Source organism: Pseudomonas sp. VE 267-6A (assembly GCF_024126555.1).
Taxonomy (GTDB): Bacteria; Pseudomonadota; Gammaproteobacteria; order Pseudomonadales; family Pseudomonadaceae; genus Aquipseudomonas; species Aquipseudomonas palmensis.
The window spans coordinates 1-14,815 of sequence record NZ_JAMYBY010000009.1 but is presented as its reverse complement, the minus strand read 5'-3'; the positions used below and the strand labels follow the sequence as shown (position 1 = coordinate 14,815).

General features: G+C 62.8%; 15 protein-coding genes and 2 pseudogenes. 7 read left to right on the top strand and 10 right to left on the bottom strand.

Annotated features, from left to right (window positions below):
• Window positions 1-67 precede the first annotated feature (67 nt).
• Window positions 68-847, bottom strand: coding sequence for an exodeoxyribonuclease III (locus tag NJH59_RS12015; RefSeq protein ID WP_043859862.1), 780 nt, complete (start codon window positions 845-847; stop codon window positions 68-70).
• A gap of 80 nt (window positions 848-927) precedes the next feature.
• On the opposite strand from NJH59_RS12015, the gene pyrE reads away from it, so the two are divergent.
• Entirely contained in the window at window positions 928-1,569 is a 642-nt protein-coding gene (gene pyrE / locus NJH59_RS12010) for an orotate phosphoribosyltransferase (protein ID WP_253086831.1), read from the top strand.
• An 86-nt stretch (window positions 1,570-1,655) separates the two neighbouring features.
• Here the strand turns inward: pyrE and argB are convergent, their stop codons facing one another.
• The 5 genes and pseudogenes from argB to coaBC form a co-directional block, all read right to left on the bottom strand.
• A complete protein-coding gene (gene argB / locus NJH59_RS12005; protein WP_043859860.1) occupies window positions 1,656-2,561 on the bottom strand; it encodes an acetylglutamate kinase in 906 nt (301 codons plus the stop codon).
• 29 nt (window positions 2,562-2,590) lie between these two features.
• Window positions 2,591-3,961 (bottom strand): annotated as a pseudogene (locus NJH59_RS12000) (phosphomannomutase/phosphoglucomutase); the annotation flags it as partial.
• A gap of 174 nt (window positions 3,962-4,135) precedes the next feature.
• On the bottom strand, window positions 4,136-4,849 hold the full coding sequence (locus NJH59_RS11995) for a hypothetical protein (RefSeq protein WP_043859858.1): 714 nt from the start codon (window positions 4,847-4,849) through the stop codon (window positions 4,136-4,138).
• Window positions 4,846-5,301, bottom strand: coding sequence for a dUTP diphosphatase (dut, locus tag NJH59_RS11990; protein WP_043859857.1), 456 nt, complete (start codon window positions 5,299-5,301; stop codon window positions 4,846-4,848). Before dut ends, NJH59_RS11995 begins: the two co-directional genes overlap by 4 nt.
• 6 nt (window positions 5,302-5,307) lie before the next feature.
• On the bottom strand, window positions 5,308-6,516 hold the full coding sequence (gene coaBC, locus NJH59_RS11985) for a bifunctional phosphopantothenoylcysteine decarboxylase/phosphopantothenate--cysteine ligase CoaBC (protein WP_253086830.1): 1,209 nt from the start codon (window positions 6,514-6,516) through the stop codon (window positions 5,308-5,310).
• Between the two features lie 135 nt (window positions 6,517-6,651).
• On the opposite strand from coaBC, the gene radC reads away from it, so the two are divergent.
• Window positions 6,652-7,332: a DNA repair protein RadC gene (gene radC, locus NJH59_RS11980; protein ID WP_043859855.1), complete on the top strand. Its 681-nt coding sequence runs from the start codon at window positions 6,652-6,654 to the stop codon at window positions 7,330-7,332.
• 21 nt (window positions 7,333-7,353) lie between these two features.
• On the opposite strand, the gene NJH59_RS11975 is transcribed toward radC, so the two are convergent.
• On the bottom strand, window positions 7,354-8,160 hold the full coding sequence (locus tag NJH59_RS11975) for a hypothetical protein (protein WP_253086829.1): 807 nt from the start codon (window positions 8,158-8,160) through the stop codon (window positions 7,354-7,356).
• Between the two features lie 148 nt (window positions 8,161-8,308).
• A complete protein-coding gene (locus NJH59_RS11970; protein WP_054916672.1) occupies window positions 8,309-9,898 on the bottom strand; it encodes an ABC transporter substrate-binding protein in 1,590 nt (529 codons plus the stop codon).
• 362 nt (window positions 9,899-10,260) lie between these two features.
• Between NJH59_RS11970 and rpmB the strand changes: the two genes are divergently transcribed.
• Both rpmB and rpmG read left to right on the top strand, forming a co-directional pair.
• Window positions 10,261-10,497 (top strand): 50S ribosomal protein L28, encoded by a 237-nt coding sequence (gene rpmB, locus NJH59_RS11965; RefSeq protein WP_043859852.1) that lies wholly within the window; start codon window positions 10,261-10,263, stop codon window positions 10,495-10,497.
• Between the two features lie 11 nt (window positions 10,498-10,508).
• On the top strand, window positions 10,509-10,664 hold the full coding sequence (gene rpmG, locus NJH59_RS11960) for a 50S ribosomal protein L33 (protein WP_010225867.1): 156 nt from the start codon (window positions 10,509-10,511) through the stop codon (window positions 10,662-10,664).
• A gap of 68 nt (window positions 10,665-10,732) precedes the next feature.
• Here the strand turns inward: rpmG and NJH59_RS11955 are convergent, their stop codons facing one another.
• Together NJH59_RS11955 and NJH59_RS11950 are read right to left on the bottom strand one after the other, a co-directional pair.
• Window positions 10,733-10,936, bottom strand: coding sequence for a hypothetical protein (locus NJH59_RS11955; RefSeq protein ID WP_054916677.1), 204 nt, complete (start codon window positions 10,934-10,936; stop codon window positions 10,733-10,735).
• 135 nt (window positions 10,937-11,071) lie between these two features.
• Window positions 11,072-11,434, bottom strand: a complete 363-nt coding sequence (locus tag NJH59_RS11950) for a cupin domain-containing protein (protein WP_043859851.1) — start codon at window positions 11,432-11,434, stop codon at window positions 11,072-11,074.
• Between the two features lie 193 nt (window positions 11,435-11,627).
• Between NJH59_RS11950 and NJH59_RS11945 the strand changes: the two genes are divergently transcribed.
• The 3 genes and pseudogenes from NJH59_RS11945 to NJH59_RS11935 form a co-directional block, all read left to right on the top strand.
• On the top strand, window positions 11,628-13,121 hold the full coding sequence (locus NJH59_RS11945) for an aldehyde dehydrogenase (protein WP_043859850.1): 1,494 nt from the start codon (window positions 11,628-11,630) through the stop codon (window positions 13,119-13,121).
• A gap of 118 nt (window positions 13,122-13,239) precedes the next feature.
• Window positions 13,240-14,379 (top strand): MFS transporter, encoded by a 1,140-nt coding sequence (locus tag NJH59_RS11940; protein ID WP_043859849.1) that lies wholly within the window; start codon window positions 13,240-13,242, stop codon window positions 14,377-14,379.
• Window positions 14,380-14,748: 369 nt separating this feature from the next.
• Window positions 14,749-14,815: pseudogene (locus NJH59_RS11935) on the top strand (type VI secretion system tube protein Hcp); the annotation flags it as partial.

Below are 14,815 nucleotides of genomic sequence, written 5' to 3'. Positions count from 1 at the left end.
GGCGAAAGGGCCCAAAGGCCAGATACGAAAAAGCCGACACGCAGTCGGCTTTTTTGTGGCTGAGCGATCAGATCGTCAGCGTCCAGTCATAGTCCACGATCAGTGGCGCATGCTGGGAGAAGCGTGGCTGACGCGGCAGGCGAGCGCTTCGTACGAAGCGGCGCAGGCCCGGGGTCAGCAGCTGGTAGTCGAAACGCCAGCCCAGGTTGAGCATCTCGGCCTGCTCGTTGTCCGGCCACCAGCTGTACTGGTCGCCCTCACGGCTGACTTCGCGCAACGCATCCACATAGCCCATGTTGCCGACGATCTCGTCCATCCAGGCCCGCTCTGGCGCCAGGAAACCCGGCGACTGCTGGCCGTCGCGCCAGTTCTTCACGTCGAGCTTCTGCTGCGCCACATACAGCGAGCCGCAGTAGATGTACTCGCGACGCTTGCGGCGCTGCTTGTCCAGGTATTTGCCGAAGTCGTCCATCAACTTGAATTTCTGGTTGAGGTCTTCGTCACCGTTCATGCCCGAAGGCAACAGCAAGGTGGCAATACTGACTTTGTCGAAATCTGCCTGCAGGTAACGCCCGTAGCGATCGGCTGTCTCGAAGCCCAGGCCGCTGATGACTGCCTTGGGCTGCAAACGCGAGTAGAGTGCCACGCCGCCTTGGGCTGGAACTTCTGCATCGCAGGCATAAAGGAAGTAGCCATCGAGCTGGAAAGCTGGGTCGTCGAGTTCAAAGGCCGAGGCGCGGGTATCCTGAAGGCAGATGACGTCGGCATTCTGGGCTTGTAGCCAGCTGAGCAAACCACGCTCGACTGCAGCCTGAATGCCATTAACGTTCACACTGATGATCCGCATAAATGGCCCCAAAAATCTCGTGCGTGTATGATACCCGAGCTGTACTCATTTAGCTAAATCTGTGGTAGCCGGGACTCTTCATGCAGCCGTATCAGCGCGAATTCATTCGTTTTGCCATCGATCGTGGGGTTCTGCGCTTCGGTGAGTTCACCCTCAAGTCGGGCCGCATCAGCCCGTATTTCTTCAACGCCGGCCTGTTCAACAGTGGCGCTGCCCTGGCTCAGCTCGGTCGGTTCTATGCGGCGGCGATCGTCGACAGCAAGATCCCGTTCGACGTGCTGTTCGGCCCGGCCTACAAGGGCATCCCCCTGGCTGCCGCGACGGCGGTGCAACTGGCCGAGCACCATGGGCTGGATGTGCCGTGGTGCTTCAACCGCAAGGAAGCCAAGGCGCACGGCGAGGGTGGCAGCCTGGTGGGCTCGCCACTGGAAGGCGACGTGCTGATCATCGACGACGTGATCACTGCCGGCACGGCCATCCGCGAGGTGATGCAGATCATCCAGGGCCAGCAGGCCAGGGCGGCGGGCGTACTGATCGCGATGAATCGCCAGGAGCGTGGCAACGGCGACCTGTCGGCGATCCAGGAAGTGGAGCGTGACTTCGGCATTCCGGTGGTCAGCATCGTATCGCTGACCCAGGTGCTGCAGTTCCTCGCCGATGACCCGGCGCTCAAGCAGCACTTGCCGGCCGTCGAGGCCTACCGGGCCCAGTACGGTATCTGAGGCAAACAAAAAGGCGACCCGCGGGTCGCCTTTTTTGTACCTGTGGTGGCCCGTTCCTGTAGGAGCCGGCCTTGCCGGCGGATGCCTCAGCGCGGTTCGTGATTGGTAATCAGGGTACCCACGCCACTGTCGGTGAAAATTTCCAGCAGCACCGCATTCGGCACGCGGCCGTCGATGATGTGCGAGCTGTGCACGCCGCCCTGTACTGCTTCCAGTGCGCAACGGATCTTGGGCAGCATGCCGCCGTAGATGGTGCCGTCCGCGATCAGTTCGTCAACCTGCTCGGTGGTCAGGCCGGTGAGCACGGTGCCCTGCTTGTCCATCAGGCCGGCGATGTTGGTCAGCAGCATCAGCTTCTCGGCCTTGAGCGCTTCGGCCACCTTGCCTGCCACCAGGTCGGCGTTGATGTTGTACGACTCGCCGTTGGCGCCCACGCCGATTGGCGCGATCACCGGGATGAAGTCGCCCTTGACCAGCATGTTCAGCAGGTCGGTGTTCACCCCGACCACTTCGCCCACATGACCGATGTCGATGATTTCCGGGCTGGTCATCTCTGGCGTCTGGCGGGTGACGGTGAGCTTCCTGGCGCGAATCAGCTCGGCGTCCTTGCCGGTCAGACCGATGGCGCTGCCGCCATGACGGTTGATCAGGTTGACGATGTCCTTGTTCACCTGGCCGCCGAGCACCATCTCCACCACGTCCATGGTCTGCGCATCGGTGACGCGCATGCCATCGACAAACCGGCTTTCGATGGACAGGCGCTTGAGCAGGTCGCCGATCTGCGGGCCGCCGCCGTGCACCACCACCGGGTTGATGCCGACTGCCTTCATCAGCACCACGTCGCGGGCGAAGCCGGTCTTGAGCTCTTCGCTCTCCATCGCGTTGCCGCCGTACTTGATCACCAGCGTCTTGCCGACAAAGCGGCGGATGTAGGGCAGCGCTTCGGACAGTACCTGGGCGACATGGGTGGCGGCATCACGATCAAGGGTCATGCAGGGCTCCAGTTGGAACAAGGGGTCGGTCAGAACGTTGGTTGCAGATCAGGGGCTGCGCGCTTGAGCTGGGCAAGGAACACGTCCTTGATTCGCTGCAGCTCGGCTTCGCTGTCGGCCTCGAAGCGCAGTACCAGCACCGGCGTGGTGTTGGAGGCGCGAACCAGGCCCCAGCCGTTGGGGTAGTCGACCCGTACACCATCGATGGTGGTCAGGTTGGCGTCTTGGCCCCAGTCGGCGTCGCGTTGCAGTGCCTCAATGATGCTGAATTTACCCTCGTCCGTCACATCAATGTTGATTTCAGGGGTACAAATATCGTTCGGGAACGCCGCGAACAGCGTTTCGGCATCGCTATCGGCCTTGCTCAGGATCTCCAGCAGGCGCGCGGCGCTGTAGATGCCGTCGTCGAAACCGTACCAGCGCTCCTTGATGAAGATATGCCCGCTCATCTCGCCGGCCAGCAGGGCGCCAGTCTGCTTCATCTTCTTCTTGATCAACGAATGACCTGTCTTCCACATCAGCGCGCGGCCGCCGTACTGTTCGATCAGCGGGGTCAGGCGGCGGGTGCATTTGACGTCGAAGATGATCTCGGCGCCCGGGTTGCGCGCCAGCACGTCCTGGGCGAACAGCATCAGCAGGCGATCGGGGTAGACGATGTTGCCGGTGTTGGTCACTACGCCGACACGGTCGCCGTCACCGTCGAAGGCCAGGCCCAGGTCGGCGCCGCTTTCCTTGACCTTGGCGATCAGGTCCACCAGGTTTTCCGGCTTGCCCGGGTCGGGGTGGTGGTTGGGGAAGTTGCCGTCGACCTCGCAGAACAGCGGGATCATCTCGCAGCCCAGCGCCTCGATCAGCTGCGGGGCGATCACCCCGGCGGCGCCGTTGCCGCAGTCCACCACCACCTTGAGCTTCTTCGCCAGCTTGATGTCGCCGGTGATCTGGGTGAAGTAGCGGTCCAGGATCTCGACCTTCTCGACGCTGCCTTCGCCGCGGGTGAGGTCGTTGGTCTGCAGGCGAATCAGGAGGGCCTGGATCTGCTCATTGGCCAGGGTGTCGCCAGCGATGACGATCTTGAAGCCGTTGTAGTTCGGCGGGTTGTGGCTGCCGGTGAGCATCACCCCGGACTTGCCGGCCAGCACGTTGGCGGCGTAGTACAGGGCTGGCGTGGGCACCAGGCCGACGTCGCTGACCTTGCACCCGGCCTCGACCAGGCCCTTGATCAGTTGCTCGACCAGCATCGGGCCGGACAGGCGACCGTCGCGGCCAACCGATACATGCGGCTCGCCCTGGGCCAGGCTCTGTGCACCGATGGCGCGGCCGATCCAGTAGGCGGTTTCGGCGGTGAGGCCTTCGCCGACCACACCTCGGATATCGTAGGCGCGGAAGATGCTGGCGGGGAGGTTCGGGGTCATGCGTTCCATGTTGCTCACCTGGGGAAACTCCAATTGGAAGGGGCTATGTTGGGTCGACGGTCGCATGCGCTGCAGGCACCCGGCGCGCCGCGCGGCTAAAGATGTCCGGCTTTGACGGCATTTTCGACATAGAGTTCTTGAGCCGGGCGATTCATCCGTCGATCACCTCTGGAAGATCGCCCCGGGCTGAAAGTGCAGGCTCCATGCATCGTTGAAGGTCCCTATCGGGGTTATTGCCGGGCTATCACTTTCGCCTGCGCTGGCCAGTACGGCCTGAGGGTCGTCGAACACGCCTTGCACGAGGCTGGCCTTGCCGATTTCCGGCATGTCTATTTTCAGAGCAGCACTTACACGTTGCAGCTCGAAAGTCATGAGCAGCACGGCCTGCACCGGGCCTGTCGCACTGCCTCGAATGGGCGTGACACTGTGGATATGCAGTTGCCCGTTGGTCGGGTGGGCCTCCAGGTTCGGTGGTACCCCGCGTTCGGCTCGTCCGATCATGTCCAGCAATGGCGGGCTGAGTGAGCGGTCGTGGAGGCTCTCGCGCCTGGCCTGGCCGGGCGTGAGCAACCGACTGCTGACCAACCCTTCGAGGTAGCTGAAGTCGTCCAGCACCTGGCGCGCCTGGCGGGCGTCAGCCGCCTTGGCAGCGGCAAGCAGGGCCGGATGGCGGGCCACGGTGTCGACCTCGGACACCAGACGGGCGATCTGCTGGTCGAGCGCAATGACCAGCCCGAAGGCCGGAAAATACGTCTGCAGGTTACGTTGCTCGCGTTGCAGAGGGATTACCAGCGTCAGCCACACCGCGAGCCCGGCGACGAGCATGCCGGCCAGGCCCCAATACAGGCCTGGCAGCAGGGCTCGCGCGTTGTTCAATGGCTGCCCGAATGGCCGAAGCCGCCAGCGCCACGCTGGGTTTCGTCGAAGGTTTCGACGATGTCGAAGTGCGCCTGTACCACCGGTACCAGCACCAGTTGCGCAATGCGCTCGCCGATGGCGATGGTGAAAGGGGTCTGGCCGCGGTTCCAGCACGACACCATCAGCTCGCCCTGGTAGTCCGAATCGATCAGGCCGACCAGATTGCCCAGCACGATGCCGTGCTTGTGGCCCAGGCCCGAGCGCGGAAGGATCAGCGCGGCCAGGCCCGGGTCGCCGACGTAGATCGACAGGCCGGTAGGGATCAGTATGGTCTGGCCCGGCTCCAGGACGGTCTCTTCCTTGAGCATGGCGCGCAGGTCGAGGCCGGCAGAACCGGGGGTGGCGTATTGCGGCAGCGGGAATTCGCTGCCAAGGCGCGGATCGAGAATCTTGGCTTGTAAGGCGTGCATGCAGAGTTAAACCTGGTTGAGACGTTCGGCGATGAAGGCTACCAGCTGACGGGCGATCTTGCCCTTGCTGGTCTGTGCAAAGAGTGTTGCTTGAAGTTGGCGATCGATCACGCTGCAGGCGTTCTCCTCGCTGTTGAAGCCGATGCTGGGGTTGGCCACGTCATTGGCGACGATCAGGTCGAGGTTCTTGTCCTTGAGCTTGCGCGCGGCGTAATCGAGCAGGTGTTCGGTCTCGGCGGCAAAGCCGACGCTGAACGGGCGGTCGGGGCGGGTGGCGATGGTGGCCAGAATGTCCGGGTTGCGCACCATCTGCAGCAGCAGGCCGTCACCTGTCGTAGGGTCTTTCTTGAGCTTTTGCGGGGCGACGACTTCGGGGCGGTAGTCCGCAACCGCAGCCGATGCGATGAACACATCGCACGGGATCGCCGCTTCGCACGCGGCGAGCATGTCCCGCGCGCTCACCACGTCGATACGGGTCACCCGGTCGGGTGTGGGCAGGTGCACCGGCCCTGTCACCAGGGTTACCCGAGCACCGGCTTCCACCGCCGCTTCGGCCAGGGCAAAGCCCATCTTGCCCGAGCTATGATTGGTGATGTAGCGCACCGGGTCGATGTTTTCCTGGGTCGGGCCTGCGGTAATCAGCACGTACTTGCCGGTCAGCGACTGGCGCTTGAAGGTTTCGGCGGCGCACCAGGCCAGGTCGGTGGCTTCGAGCATGCGGCCAAGGCCCACGTCGCCACAGGCCTGGCTGCCGGAGGCCGGGCCGAACACCTGGATATCGCGGCTTTGCAGCAGCTGCAGGTTGGCCTGGGTGGCCGGGTCGCGCCACATGGCCTGGTTCATGGCCGGTGCCAGCGCCACGGTGGCGTCGGTAGCCAGTACCAGGGTGGTCAGCAGATCGTTGGCAACGCCTTGCGCCAGGCGCGCGATCAGGTCGGCGGTGGCAGGTGCGATCAGCACCAGGTCGGCCCACTTGGCCAGTTCGATATGGCCCATCGCCGCTTCGGCGGCAGGGTCGAGCAGGTCCATGTGCACGGGGTGCCCGGACAGGGCCTGCATGGTCAGCGGGGTGATGAATTCGGCCCCGCCGTGGGTCATGACGACGCGCACTTGCGCGCCGTGCTCCAGGAGTCGGCGAACCAGCTCGGCGCTCTTGTAGGCAGCAATGCCGCCGCCGACGCCAAGAACGATGCGTTTCCGATACAGCCGCTGCATAGGCTTGCCTTTCTTTGATCAGTGTTTGCACGCGGCGACGACGCCTCCCCAGGCCGAATCGTCGCGTAAAAAGAGGGGGCTACGATAGCACAGGGCTGAAATGGGGAGCAGCCACACACAGACAGAGGGACAGCTATGGGTATCAGGGATTGGCCGTCGGCGGAACGCCCGCGGGAGAAGTTGCTGGAGCGAGGGGCCGGGAGCCTGTCGGACGCCGAGTTGCTGGCGGTGTTCCTGCGCACCGGTGTGGCAGGCAAGAGCGCGGTGGACCTGGCGCGCCACCTGTTGCAGCAGTTTGGCGGCTTGCGGCAACTGCTGGAGGCCGATCAGCCGACGTTTCAGCGCGAGCTGGGGCTGGGCCCGGCGAAGTATGCGCAACTGCAGGCGGTGATGGAGATTGGGCGCCGGCACTTGGCCGAAACCATCATCCGCGACCCGGCGTTGCAGAGCCCGGGGGCGGTCCGGCGTTACCTGAAATCGATGCTGCGTCATGAAGAAAGCGAGGTGTTCGGCTGCCTTTACCTGGACAACAAGCACCGTCCTCTAGGGTTCGAGGCGTTGTTCCGCGGGTCCATCAGCAGTGCCAACGTCTACCCTCGGGAAGTCATCAAGCGGGCGTTGGCCAGAAATGCCGCAGCATTGATCCTTTGCCACAATCATCCGTCAGGTGTTTCCGAGCCAAGCCAGGCAGATATCAATCTGACCCTGCGCTTGCAGAAAGCCCTGGGCCTGATCGAGGTGCGGGTGCTGGATCACATCATCATCGGCGATGGGGAGCCATTGTCGATGGTGGAGCGGGGCTTGTTCGCTGCCTGACGCTGCTGTGCGTGGGCGGTACTAGTCGATCAGCTTTGTTGCAACAAACGACGCAGCCAGCCCGACAACCGAAGCCAGCAGCAGGTAGTGACGCACCACAAGCTCGGTTCTGATCGTGGCTGGAAAGGACTCCACGTCTGCGGCCTGCAGCGATCCTGTTCTGATGAAGAGCTTCGCATGAGCCAGAAGCGCAGCGATGCATACGGTAAACACGATTCTGCCAAACACCGTGTTGTACATCACCGGGCGCTGTCGATTCACCACCGCCTTGCAGTTGGCAAGGTACTGGGATGCACTGGTCATGTAGCGCATGCCAGCCTGTGCGTACTGGGTGGCGACCCACCCCAGGCCGGCGATGCAAGGCAGTTGCAGTGCAAGGGGCAGCCAATAGGGTGAGTACCCGCCGAGCCCGAACTCCGTCGGCTCGCCCTGGTGCTGAACGGCTTTGAGCACCTGCAGGGCAAGGGCCAGCAGCACCAGAACAGCCAGCATTGCCAGCCTGAGGTGGTGGCTAAGAACCAGCAGCGTTCTGAGGTTGCCGGGGAAGCGCTTGATGTCCTCTGCGCTCAGGCCCCCGAACTCGACCGGGCAATCGGGGTAGGCCAACAGGCCGGCAATGTCGCCCACTGCCCTGAATCGTTGGCGCAGGCCCAGGTTGAGGCTGTACCGATGAGCGTCAACCAGCGGCGAGTTGTGAAGGTGCTCGAGCGCTTCGGCCAATCGCTGGGTGGCAATGTAGAGAAGCAGTGCGCCGAAGACCACCGGGCCGAGTATCAGTGCCACGGTGAGGCCGGCGATAGCCGCTTCGATCCAGTATTCAATATCCAATGCGGCTATCCGTACGGTGCGGTTCGCTGGGCAACCATCGTAAGTCGATGGCGAGAGTCACCTGGCGGCCTGAACACGCGCTGCAGGCTGCTGCAGTGTCCTTCGGGCTGCCAGAGGACGCTGTCAGGAGCCTGCAGGCGCGAGTCGTTCAGCGTGCGGTCTTCACCGTGGCAAAGTCCTGCCGGCCGAACGGGCTGACCGTGTAGCCCTCCACATCCTTGCGCATCAGCACCGCTGCCGTGGGGTGCGCCAGTGGCAGCCACAGCGCCTGCTGCTGGATCAGCCCCTGGGCCTGCTGGTACAGGCGGCTGCGCACGCTCTGGTCGTTGGTGGTCTTGCCGGCACTGATCAACTGGTCCAGGCGCTTGTCGCAGTACCGTGCGAAGTTGGTCCCCGACTCTACTGCCGGGCAGGCAAACTGCGGGCTGAGGAAGTTGTCGGGGTCGCCGTTGTCGCCGGCCCAGCCCATGAACAGCAAATCGTGCTCACCGGCCTTGGCGCGACGGATCAGCTCGCCCCATTCGATCACGCGAATCTCGGCCTTGATGCCGACCTTCGCCAGGTCTGCCTGCAGCAGTTGTGCCCCCAGGCTCGGGTTGGGGTTGAGCAGGCTTCCCGAAGGGCGCGTCCAGATTGTGGTGCTGAAGCCGTCCGGCAATCCGGCCTTGACCAGCAGCGCCTTGGCTTTGGTCGCGTCGGTCGGGTAACCCGGCAAGTCCTTGGCGTAGCTCCAGGTGTTGGGCGGCAGGGGGCCTTCAGCGGCGACTGCGGTGCCTTCGAACACGGCCTTGAGGTAGCTGGTCTTGTCGAACGCCAGGTTGATCGCCTGCCGTACCTCGACCTTGTCCAGCGGCGGGTGCTGGCTGTTGATCGCGACGAACGCGGTCATGAACGCCTCGGTCTTCTCGACCTTCAGGTTTGCGTCTTCGGCGGCTGCCGCAACGTCCAGCGGCTTGGGCGACAGGGCGATCTGGCACTCGTTGCGCCGCAGTTTCTGCAGGCGCACGTTGGCGTCGGGGGTGATCGCGAAAATCAGCGGGTCGACGCTCGGCTTGCCGGCAAAATAGTCGGCATTGGCGCGGTAGCGGATCACCGCGTCCTTCTGGAAACGCTGGAACACGAACGGGCCGGTGCCGATCGGCTGGCTGTTGAGCTTCTCCGGGGTGCCGGCCTTGAGCAACTGGTCGGCGTATTCGGCCGAATAGATCGAGGCGAAGCCCATGCTCAGGGTGGCGAGGAAGGTCGCGTCCGGATGGTCGAGGGTAAAGCGCACGCTCAGCGGATCGGGTGCCTCCACCTGCTTGATCAGGCTGGGCAGCTGCAACGACTGGGCATGCGGGTAGCCGCTCTGGGTGATCTTGTGCCAGGAGTGGGCGGGGTAGAGCATGCGCTGGAAGCTGAACAGCACGTCGTCGGCGTTCAGCACGCGGCTGGGCTTGAAGTACGGCGTACTGTGAAACTTTACCCCCGGGCGCAGCTTGAAGTCGTAGACCAGGCCGTCGGCCGATACCGTCCAGCTTTCGGCCAGGCTCGGCACCACCTTGCCGCTGGTGGCGTCGAATTCCACCAGCCGGTTCATGAGCACATCGGCAGAAGCATTGGTGGTGGTCAGCGCGTTATACTGCACCACGTCAAAGCCTTCGGGGCTGGCCTCGGTACATACGCTCAAGGCGCCTGCCTGGGCCAGTGCGGGGCTTAGCAGCGCTGCGAGCAACAGGGGTAAAGCGGCACGACGCATGGTGACTCCTTGGCTGATCAATGGCCCATCTGCCCGTGCAGTCTGGAAAACTCCTACCCTAGTGCGCAAGGCCGTAAATGGCCAACTCCTTTTTCAAGGAATATTGCGACGAGCGGTTTTGTCGCTGGAAGCCCTGCATCCGGGCGGCCTGGGTTGATTCATGCATCGTGCGATCACATCAAATGTTGTTGTACCCCGGCCTTTCTGGTATAAAGCAGCGCTCTTTTCTAGGGGCTCGGTTTGTCGCATCTGCAGATCTTGCCGATAAGACCCTGAAGAAACACGGCGCCTGGCGCCAAAGACTGAGAGATTAAGCGGCCAACCCATGCCGGGTTGGGCATGTGGTTTTAGAGGGCTGAGGCATGTCGAGAGTCTGTCAAGTTACCGGTAAGGGTCCGGTAACCGGGAATAACATTTCCCACGCGAATAACAAAACCCGTCGTCGTTTCCTGCCGAACCTGCAGCATCACCGCTTCTGGGTCGAGTCGGAGAAGCGTTTCGTGCGTCTGCGCGTTTCTGCCAAAGGCATGCGTATCATCGACAAGCGCGGCATCGATGCCGTTCTGGTCGAAATTCGCCGTAACGGCGCCAAGGTCTAAGGGAGAAAATCATGCGTGAATTGATCCGTCTGGTGTCGACCGCTAATACCGGCCACTTCTACACCACCGACAAGAACAAGCGCACCACTCCGGACAAAATCGAAATCAAAAAATTCGATCCGGTTGTTCGCAAGCACGTGATCTACAAGGAAGCCAAGATCAAGTAATTGATCCCGGCTTACGAAAAAAGGCCCGCATCTCACGATGCGGGCCTTTTTTTATGGCGATTTTCTGTTCAGCCGAAATGGAAACCGCTGATCAGGCCCGCCTCGTTGCCGCTGATGTTCACGCGTTGCGGGTCCATTTCGCGGGTCGACATCTCGCCGATGCCGACCACGCGCTGGCGCCCGGTCAGTTCGCTGATGTAGGCCTTCACGGTCGGCACGTAGCGGGTGCCGACCAGGCGGCCGATGCAGGTGAGCACTTCGTCGTTGCTCAGTTGCAACGCTTCGATGGGACAGACGACCGGTTGATCCTTTTGCATGGTGAGGCTCCTTGAGTTCAGGTGGGTCCGGATAAGGACCTCGCCATGCTCGCGCCAGGGAGGGCTGGCGCGGCGGTATCTATCTATGGCCTATGCCTTGGGCTCGAACATCACGTAGATCTTGCGGCAGGTCTCCAGCACCTCCCAGGTGCCCTTGAAGCCGGCCGGGATCACGAAGCGGTCACCGGTGCGCAGGGTCTTGGCGTTGCCTTCTTCGTCGCGCAACACCGATACGCCGTGCACGATCTCGCAGTACTCGTGTTCAGTGTAATTGACGGTCCATTGCCCGGGCGCTCCCTCCCACACACCAGCGGCGAATTGCCCGCAAGGGCTGGCGTAATGGTTGTAGACCGCCTGCTCCGGGTCGCCCTTGAGCACTTTTTCGGCAGCCGGGCGGTAGCGCTCGGCCTCGGTCAGTACCTGTGCGAAGTCGACAATCTGCTGGATATTCATGTTTGGGTCCCCTGATTGTTAAATAAAGTGCACATCACTAGGCATTTGGCCATGTATTGTCAAATATATTGATAATTCAGGTGCCAGAGTTTAGGGTGTCGAGTGCCGTAGAGCGACAATCGCTCCGGCCGTATTCTGACAGCGCCCTGGCCCCTCGTGCGGCGCTGCATTTCAACAACAGGAGGAGTTTCGTATGACCACCCTGACTCGTGCGGACTGGGAACAGCGTGCCCAGCAACTCAAGATCGAAGGCCGTGCTTTCATCAATGGTGAATACACCGCCGCCGTTTCCAACGCCACGTTCGAGTGCCTGAGCCCGGTTGACGGACGCCTTCTGGCGCAGGTCGCCAGCTGCGACGAGGCCGACGCCCAGCGCGCCGTGGAAAACGCCCGCGCCACCTTCGAGTCCGGCGTGTGGTCACGCCTGGCCCCGGCCAAGCGCAAGGCTACCCTGATCCGTTTCGCCGCGCTGCTCAAGCAGAACGTCGAGGAGCTGGCCCTGCTCGAAACCCTTGACATGGGCAAGCCGATCAACGACTCGCTGAACATCGACGTGCCGGGCGCTGCCCAGGCACTGAGCTGGAACGGCGAAGCCATCGACAAGATCTACGACGAAGTCGCGGCCACCCCGCACGACCAGCTAGGCCTGGTAACCCGCGAGCCTGTGGGTGTGGTGGCGGCCATCGTGCCGTGGAACTTCCCCCTGCTGATGGCCAGCTGGAAACTCGGCCCGGCGCTGGCCACCGGTAACTCGGTGGTGCTCAAGCCGTCCGAGAAGTCCCCGCTGACCGCCATCCGCATCGCCCAGCTGGCCATCGAGGCCGGTATCCCGGCCGGCGTGCTGAACGTGCTGCCTGGCTACGGCCATACCGTCGGCAAGGCTCTGGCCCTGCACATGGACGTCGATACCCTGGTGTTCACCGGCTCGACCAAGATCGCCAAGCAGCTGATGATCTACGCCGGCGAATCGAACATGAAACGCGTGTGGCTGGAAGCCGGCGGCAAGAGCCCGAACATCGTGTTCGCCGATGCCCCGGACCTGAACGCCGCTGCCGCCGCCGCGGCCAGTGCCATCGCCTTCAACCAGGGCGAAGTGTGCACCGCAGGTTCGCGTCTGCTGGTCGAGCGCTCGATCAAGGACAAATTCCTGCCGCTGGTACTGGAGGCCCTCAAGGCCTGGAAGCCTGGCAACCCGCTGGACCCGGCCACCACCGTTGGTGCCCTGGTCGACACCCAGCAGATGAACACCGTGCTGTCCTACATCGAGGCTGGTCACACCGATGGCGCCAAGCTGCTGGTGGGCGGCAAGCGCATCCTCGAAGAAACCGGCGGCACCTATGTCGAACCGACCATCTTCGACGGCGTGAGCAACGCCATGCGCATCGCCAAGGAAGAGATCTTCGGCCCGGTACTGTCGGTGATCACCTTCGACAGCGTCGAAGAAGCCATCCAGATCGCCAACGACACCCCTTACGGCCTGGCCGCAGGTGTATGGACCGCCGACATCAGCAAGGCGCACAAGACCGCCAAGGCCCTGCGTGCCGGCAGCGTGTGGGTCAACCAGTACGACGGTGGCGACATGACTGCGCCGTTCGGTGGCTTCAAGCAGTCGGGCAACGGCCGTGACAAGTCGCTGCACGCACTGGACAAGTACACCGAGCTCAAGGCCACCTGGATCAAGCTGTAAGGCCATGGGTGCGGCCTGGTGCCGCGCCCCGAGCGATCCGCGCCACAGCCGGGCCCTGCGTTAGCGCAGGCCCGGCTGTGTTGCTTGTGGCGATCCATCATTCTGCGAGGAAGTACACATGCGTTGGGCTACCTACTTCGCCGTGCTGTCGTCGGTTCTGAGCGTCGGCCTTGCCCTGGGCGTGAGCATGCCGTTGGTATCGCTGCGTCTGGAGAGCTGGGGCTATGGCAGCTTTGCCATTGGTGTGATGGCGGCGATGCCGGCAATTGGCGTGCTGGTTGGCGCCAGCCTGTCCAGCCGCCTGGCGGCGTATTTCGGCACCGCCACGCTGATGCGCCTGTGCCTGCTGGCCGGTGCGTTGTCCATCGGCCTGCTGGCGCTGCTGCCCAGCTATCCGGTGTGGCTGGCGTTGCGCCTGCTGATCGGGGTGATCCTGACCATCGTGTTCATCCTTGGTGAAAGCTGGATCAACCAGCTGGTGGTCGAGCAATGGCGTGGCCGCCTGGTGGCGCTGTATGGCAGCAGCTATGCCCTCAGCCAGCTGGCCGGGCCGCTGCTGCTGGGCGTGCTGGGTTCGGAGGATGACCTGGGCTTCTGGATCGGGGCCGGGTTGCTGGTGGTGGCACCGCTGGTGCTGATCGGCCGCAGCGGGGCGCCCAGCGCTGAAGCCTGTGGTGTGGGCCTGCGTGACCTGGTGGGCTTCTGCCGGCGCTTGCCGGTAATCGCCTGGGCCATTGCGCTGTTCGCCGCGTTCGAGGCGATGATCCTCACCCTGTTGCCGGTGTACTGCCTGCAGCAGGGCTTCACCACCGAGCTGGCGCTGTTCATGGTCAGTACCGTGGTGGTGGGCGATGCGGTACTGCAACTGCCGATTGGGGCGCTGGCCGACTACATGTCGCGCCGCACGCTGTTCACCGGCTGCGCCATGACCCTGCTGGTGTCGAGCCTGGCCATTCCGGTGCTGATGCACACGCCGGCGATCTGGCCATTGTGGGTGCTGTTCGGCGCCAGTGCCGGTGGCCTGTTCACCCTGTCGCTGATCCTGATCGGCGAACGCTATCGCGATGATGCGCTGGTGCGCGCCAACGCCCACGTGGCGCAGCTGTGGGGCATCGGCTGCCTGATCGGGCCATTGGCTGCAGGGGCCGGCAGCCAGTGGGTGAGCGGGCATGCGTTGCCGCTGCTGATGGCGGCGGGCGCGTTCGGGCTGGTGCTGTTGGCGATGCGGCCGAATGCCTTCGAGCCTGCCACGGCCTAGGGCCGCTTTGTACCGGTTGAATCCCCTCGAGGAGCGCTATTCTCGGGGGATTTCACCTTTCGTCGCTTTCACCCAGCTGCGCAACTTCTTGCGCACCAAAATGTGGATAAACCTGTGCATACATTGCTGCAGGTCATAATAAACGTGGCCTGCAGCCAACTGCGCAACTTCTTGCACAGTACTGCGCAAGAAGTTGCGCACTTTTTCGGGTTTTCTCGCGTAAAAGTGCTCAAAAAACGTACAGCAAAAACGCAAGCTACTGATTAACAACAACTAAATTTCAGTTGGCACGCGTCTTGAACTGTCTCCTTGCAGCCGCACGGCATTTTTCGCCTGTCCGGCTTCACTTTTTGCAAGGAGCAAACCCCCATGGCAACACCTGCCTACATGTCCGTCACCGGCACCAAACAAGGCCTGATCACCGCCGGTGCCTTCA

What these genes read in the sequence shown, in the direction of transcription:
- NJH59_RS12015 (WP_043859862.1), bottom strand. Translation starts at nt 847, where the DNA reads ATGCGGATCATCAGTGTGAACGTTAATGGCATTCAGGCTGCAGTCGAG.
- pyrE (WP_253086831.1), top strand. Translation starts at nt 928, where the DNA reads ATGCAGCCGTATCAGCGCGAATTCATTCGTTTTGCCATCGATCGTGGG.
- argB (WP_043859860.1), bottom strand. Translation starts at nt 2,561, where the DNA reads ATGACCCTTGATCGTGATGCCGCCACCCATGTCGCCCAGGTACTGTCC.
- dut (WP_043859857.1), bottom strand. Translation starts at nt 5,301, where the DNA reads ATGCACGCCTTACAAGCCAAGATTCTCGATCCGCGCCTTGGCAGCGAA.
- coaBC (WP_253086830.1), bottom strand. Translation starts at nt 6,516, where the DNA reads ATGCAGCGGCTGTATCGGAAACGCATCGTTCTTGGCGTCGGCGGCGGC.
- radC (WP_043859855.1), top strand. Translation starts at nt 6,652, where the DNA reads ATGGGTATCAGGGATTGGCCGTCGGCGGAACGCCCGCGGGAGAAGTTG.
- NJH59_RS11970 (WP_054916672.1), bottom strand. Translation starts at nt 9,898, where the DNA reads ATGCGTCGTGCCGCTTTACCCCTGTTGCTCGCAGCGCTGCTAAGCCCC.
- rpmB (WP_043859852.1), top strand. Translation starts at nt 10,261, where the DNA reads ATGTCGAGAGTCTGTCAAGTTACCGGTAAGGGTCCGGTAACCGGGAAT.
- rpmG (WP_010225867.1), top strand. Translation starts at nt 10,509, where the DNA reads ATGCGTGAATTGATCCGTCTGGTGTCGACCGCTAATACCGGCCACTTC.
- NJH59_RS11950 (WP_043859851.1), bottom strand. Translation starts at nt 11,434, where the DNA reads ATGAATATCCAGCAGATTGTCGACTTCGCACAGGTACTGACCGAGGCC.
- NJH59_RS11945 (WP_043859850.1), top strand. Translation starts at nt 11,628, where the DNA reads ATGACCACCCTGACTCGTGCGGACTGGGAACAGCGTGCCCAGCAACTC.
- NJH59_RS11940 (WP_043859849.1), top strand. Translation starts at nt 13,240, where the DNA reads ATGCGTTGGGCTACCTACTTCGCCGTGCTGTCGTCGGTTCTGAGCGTC.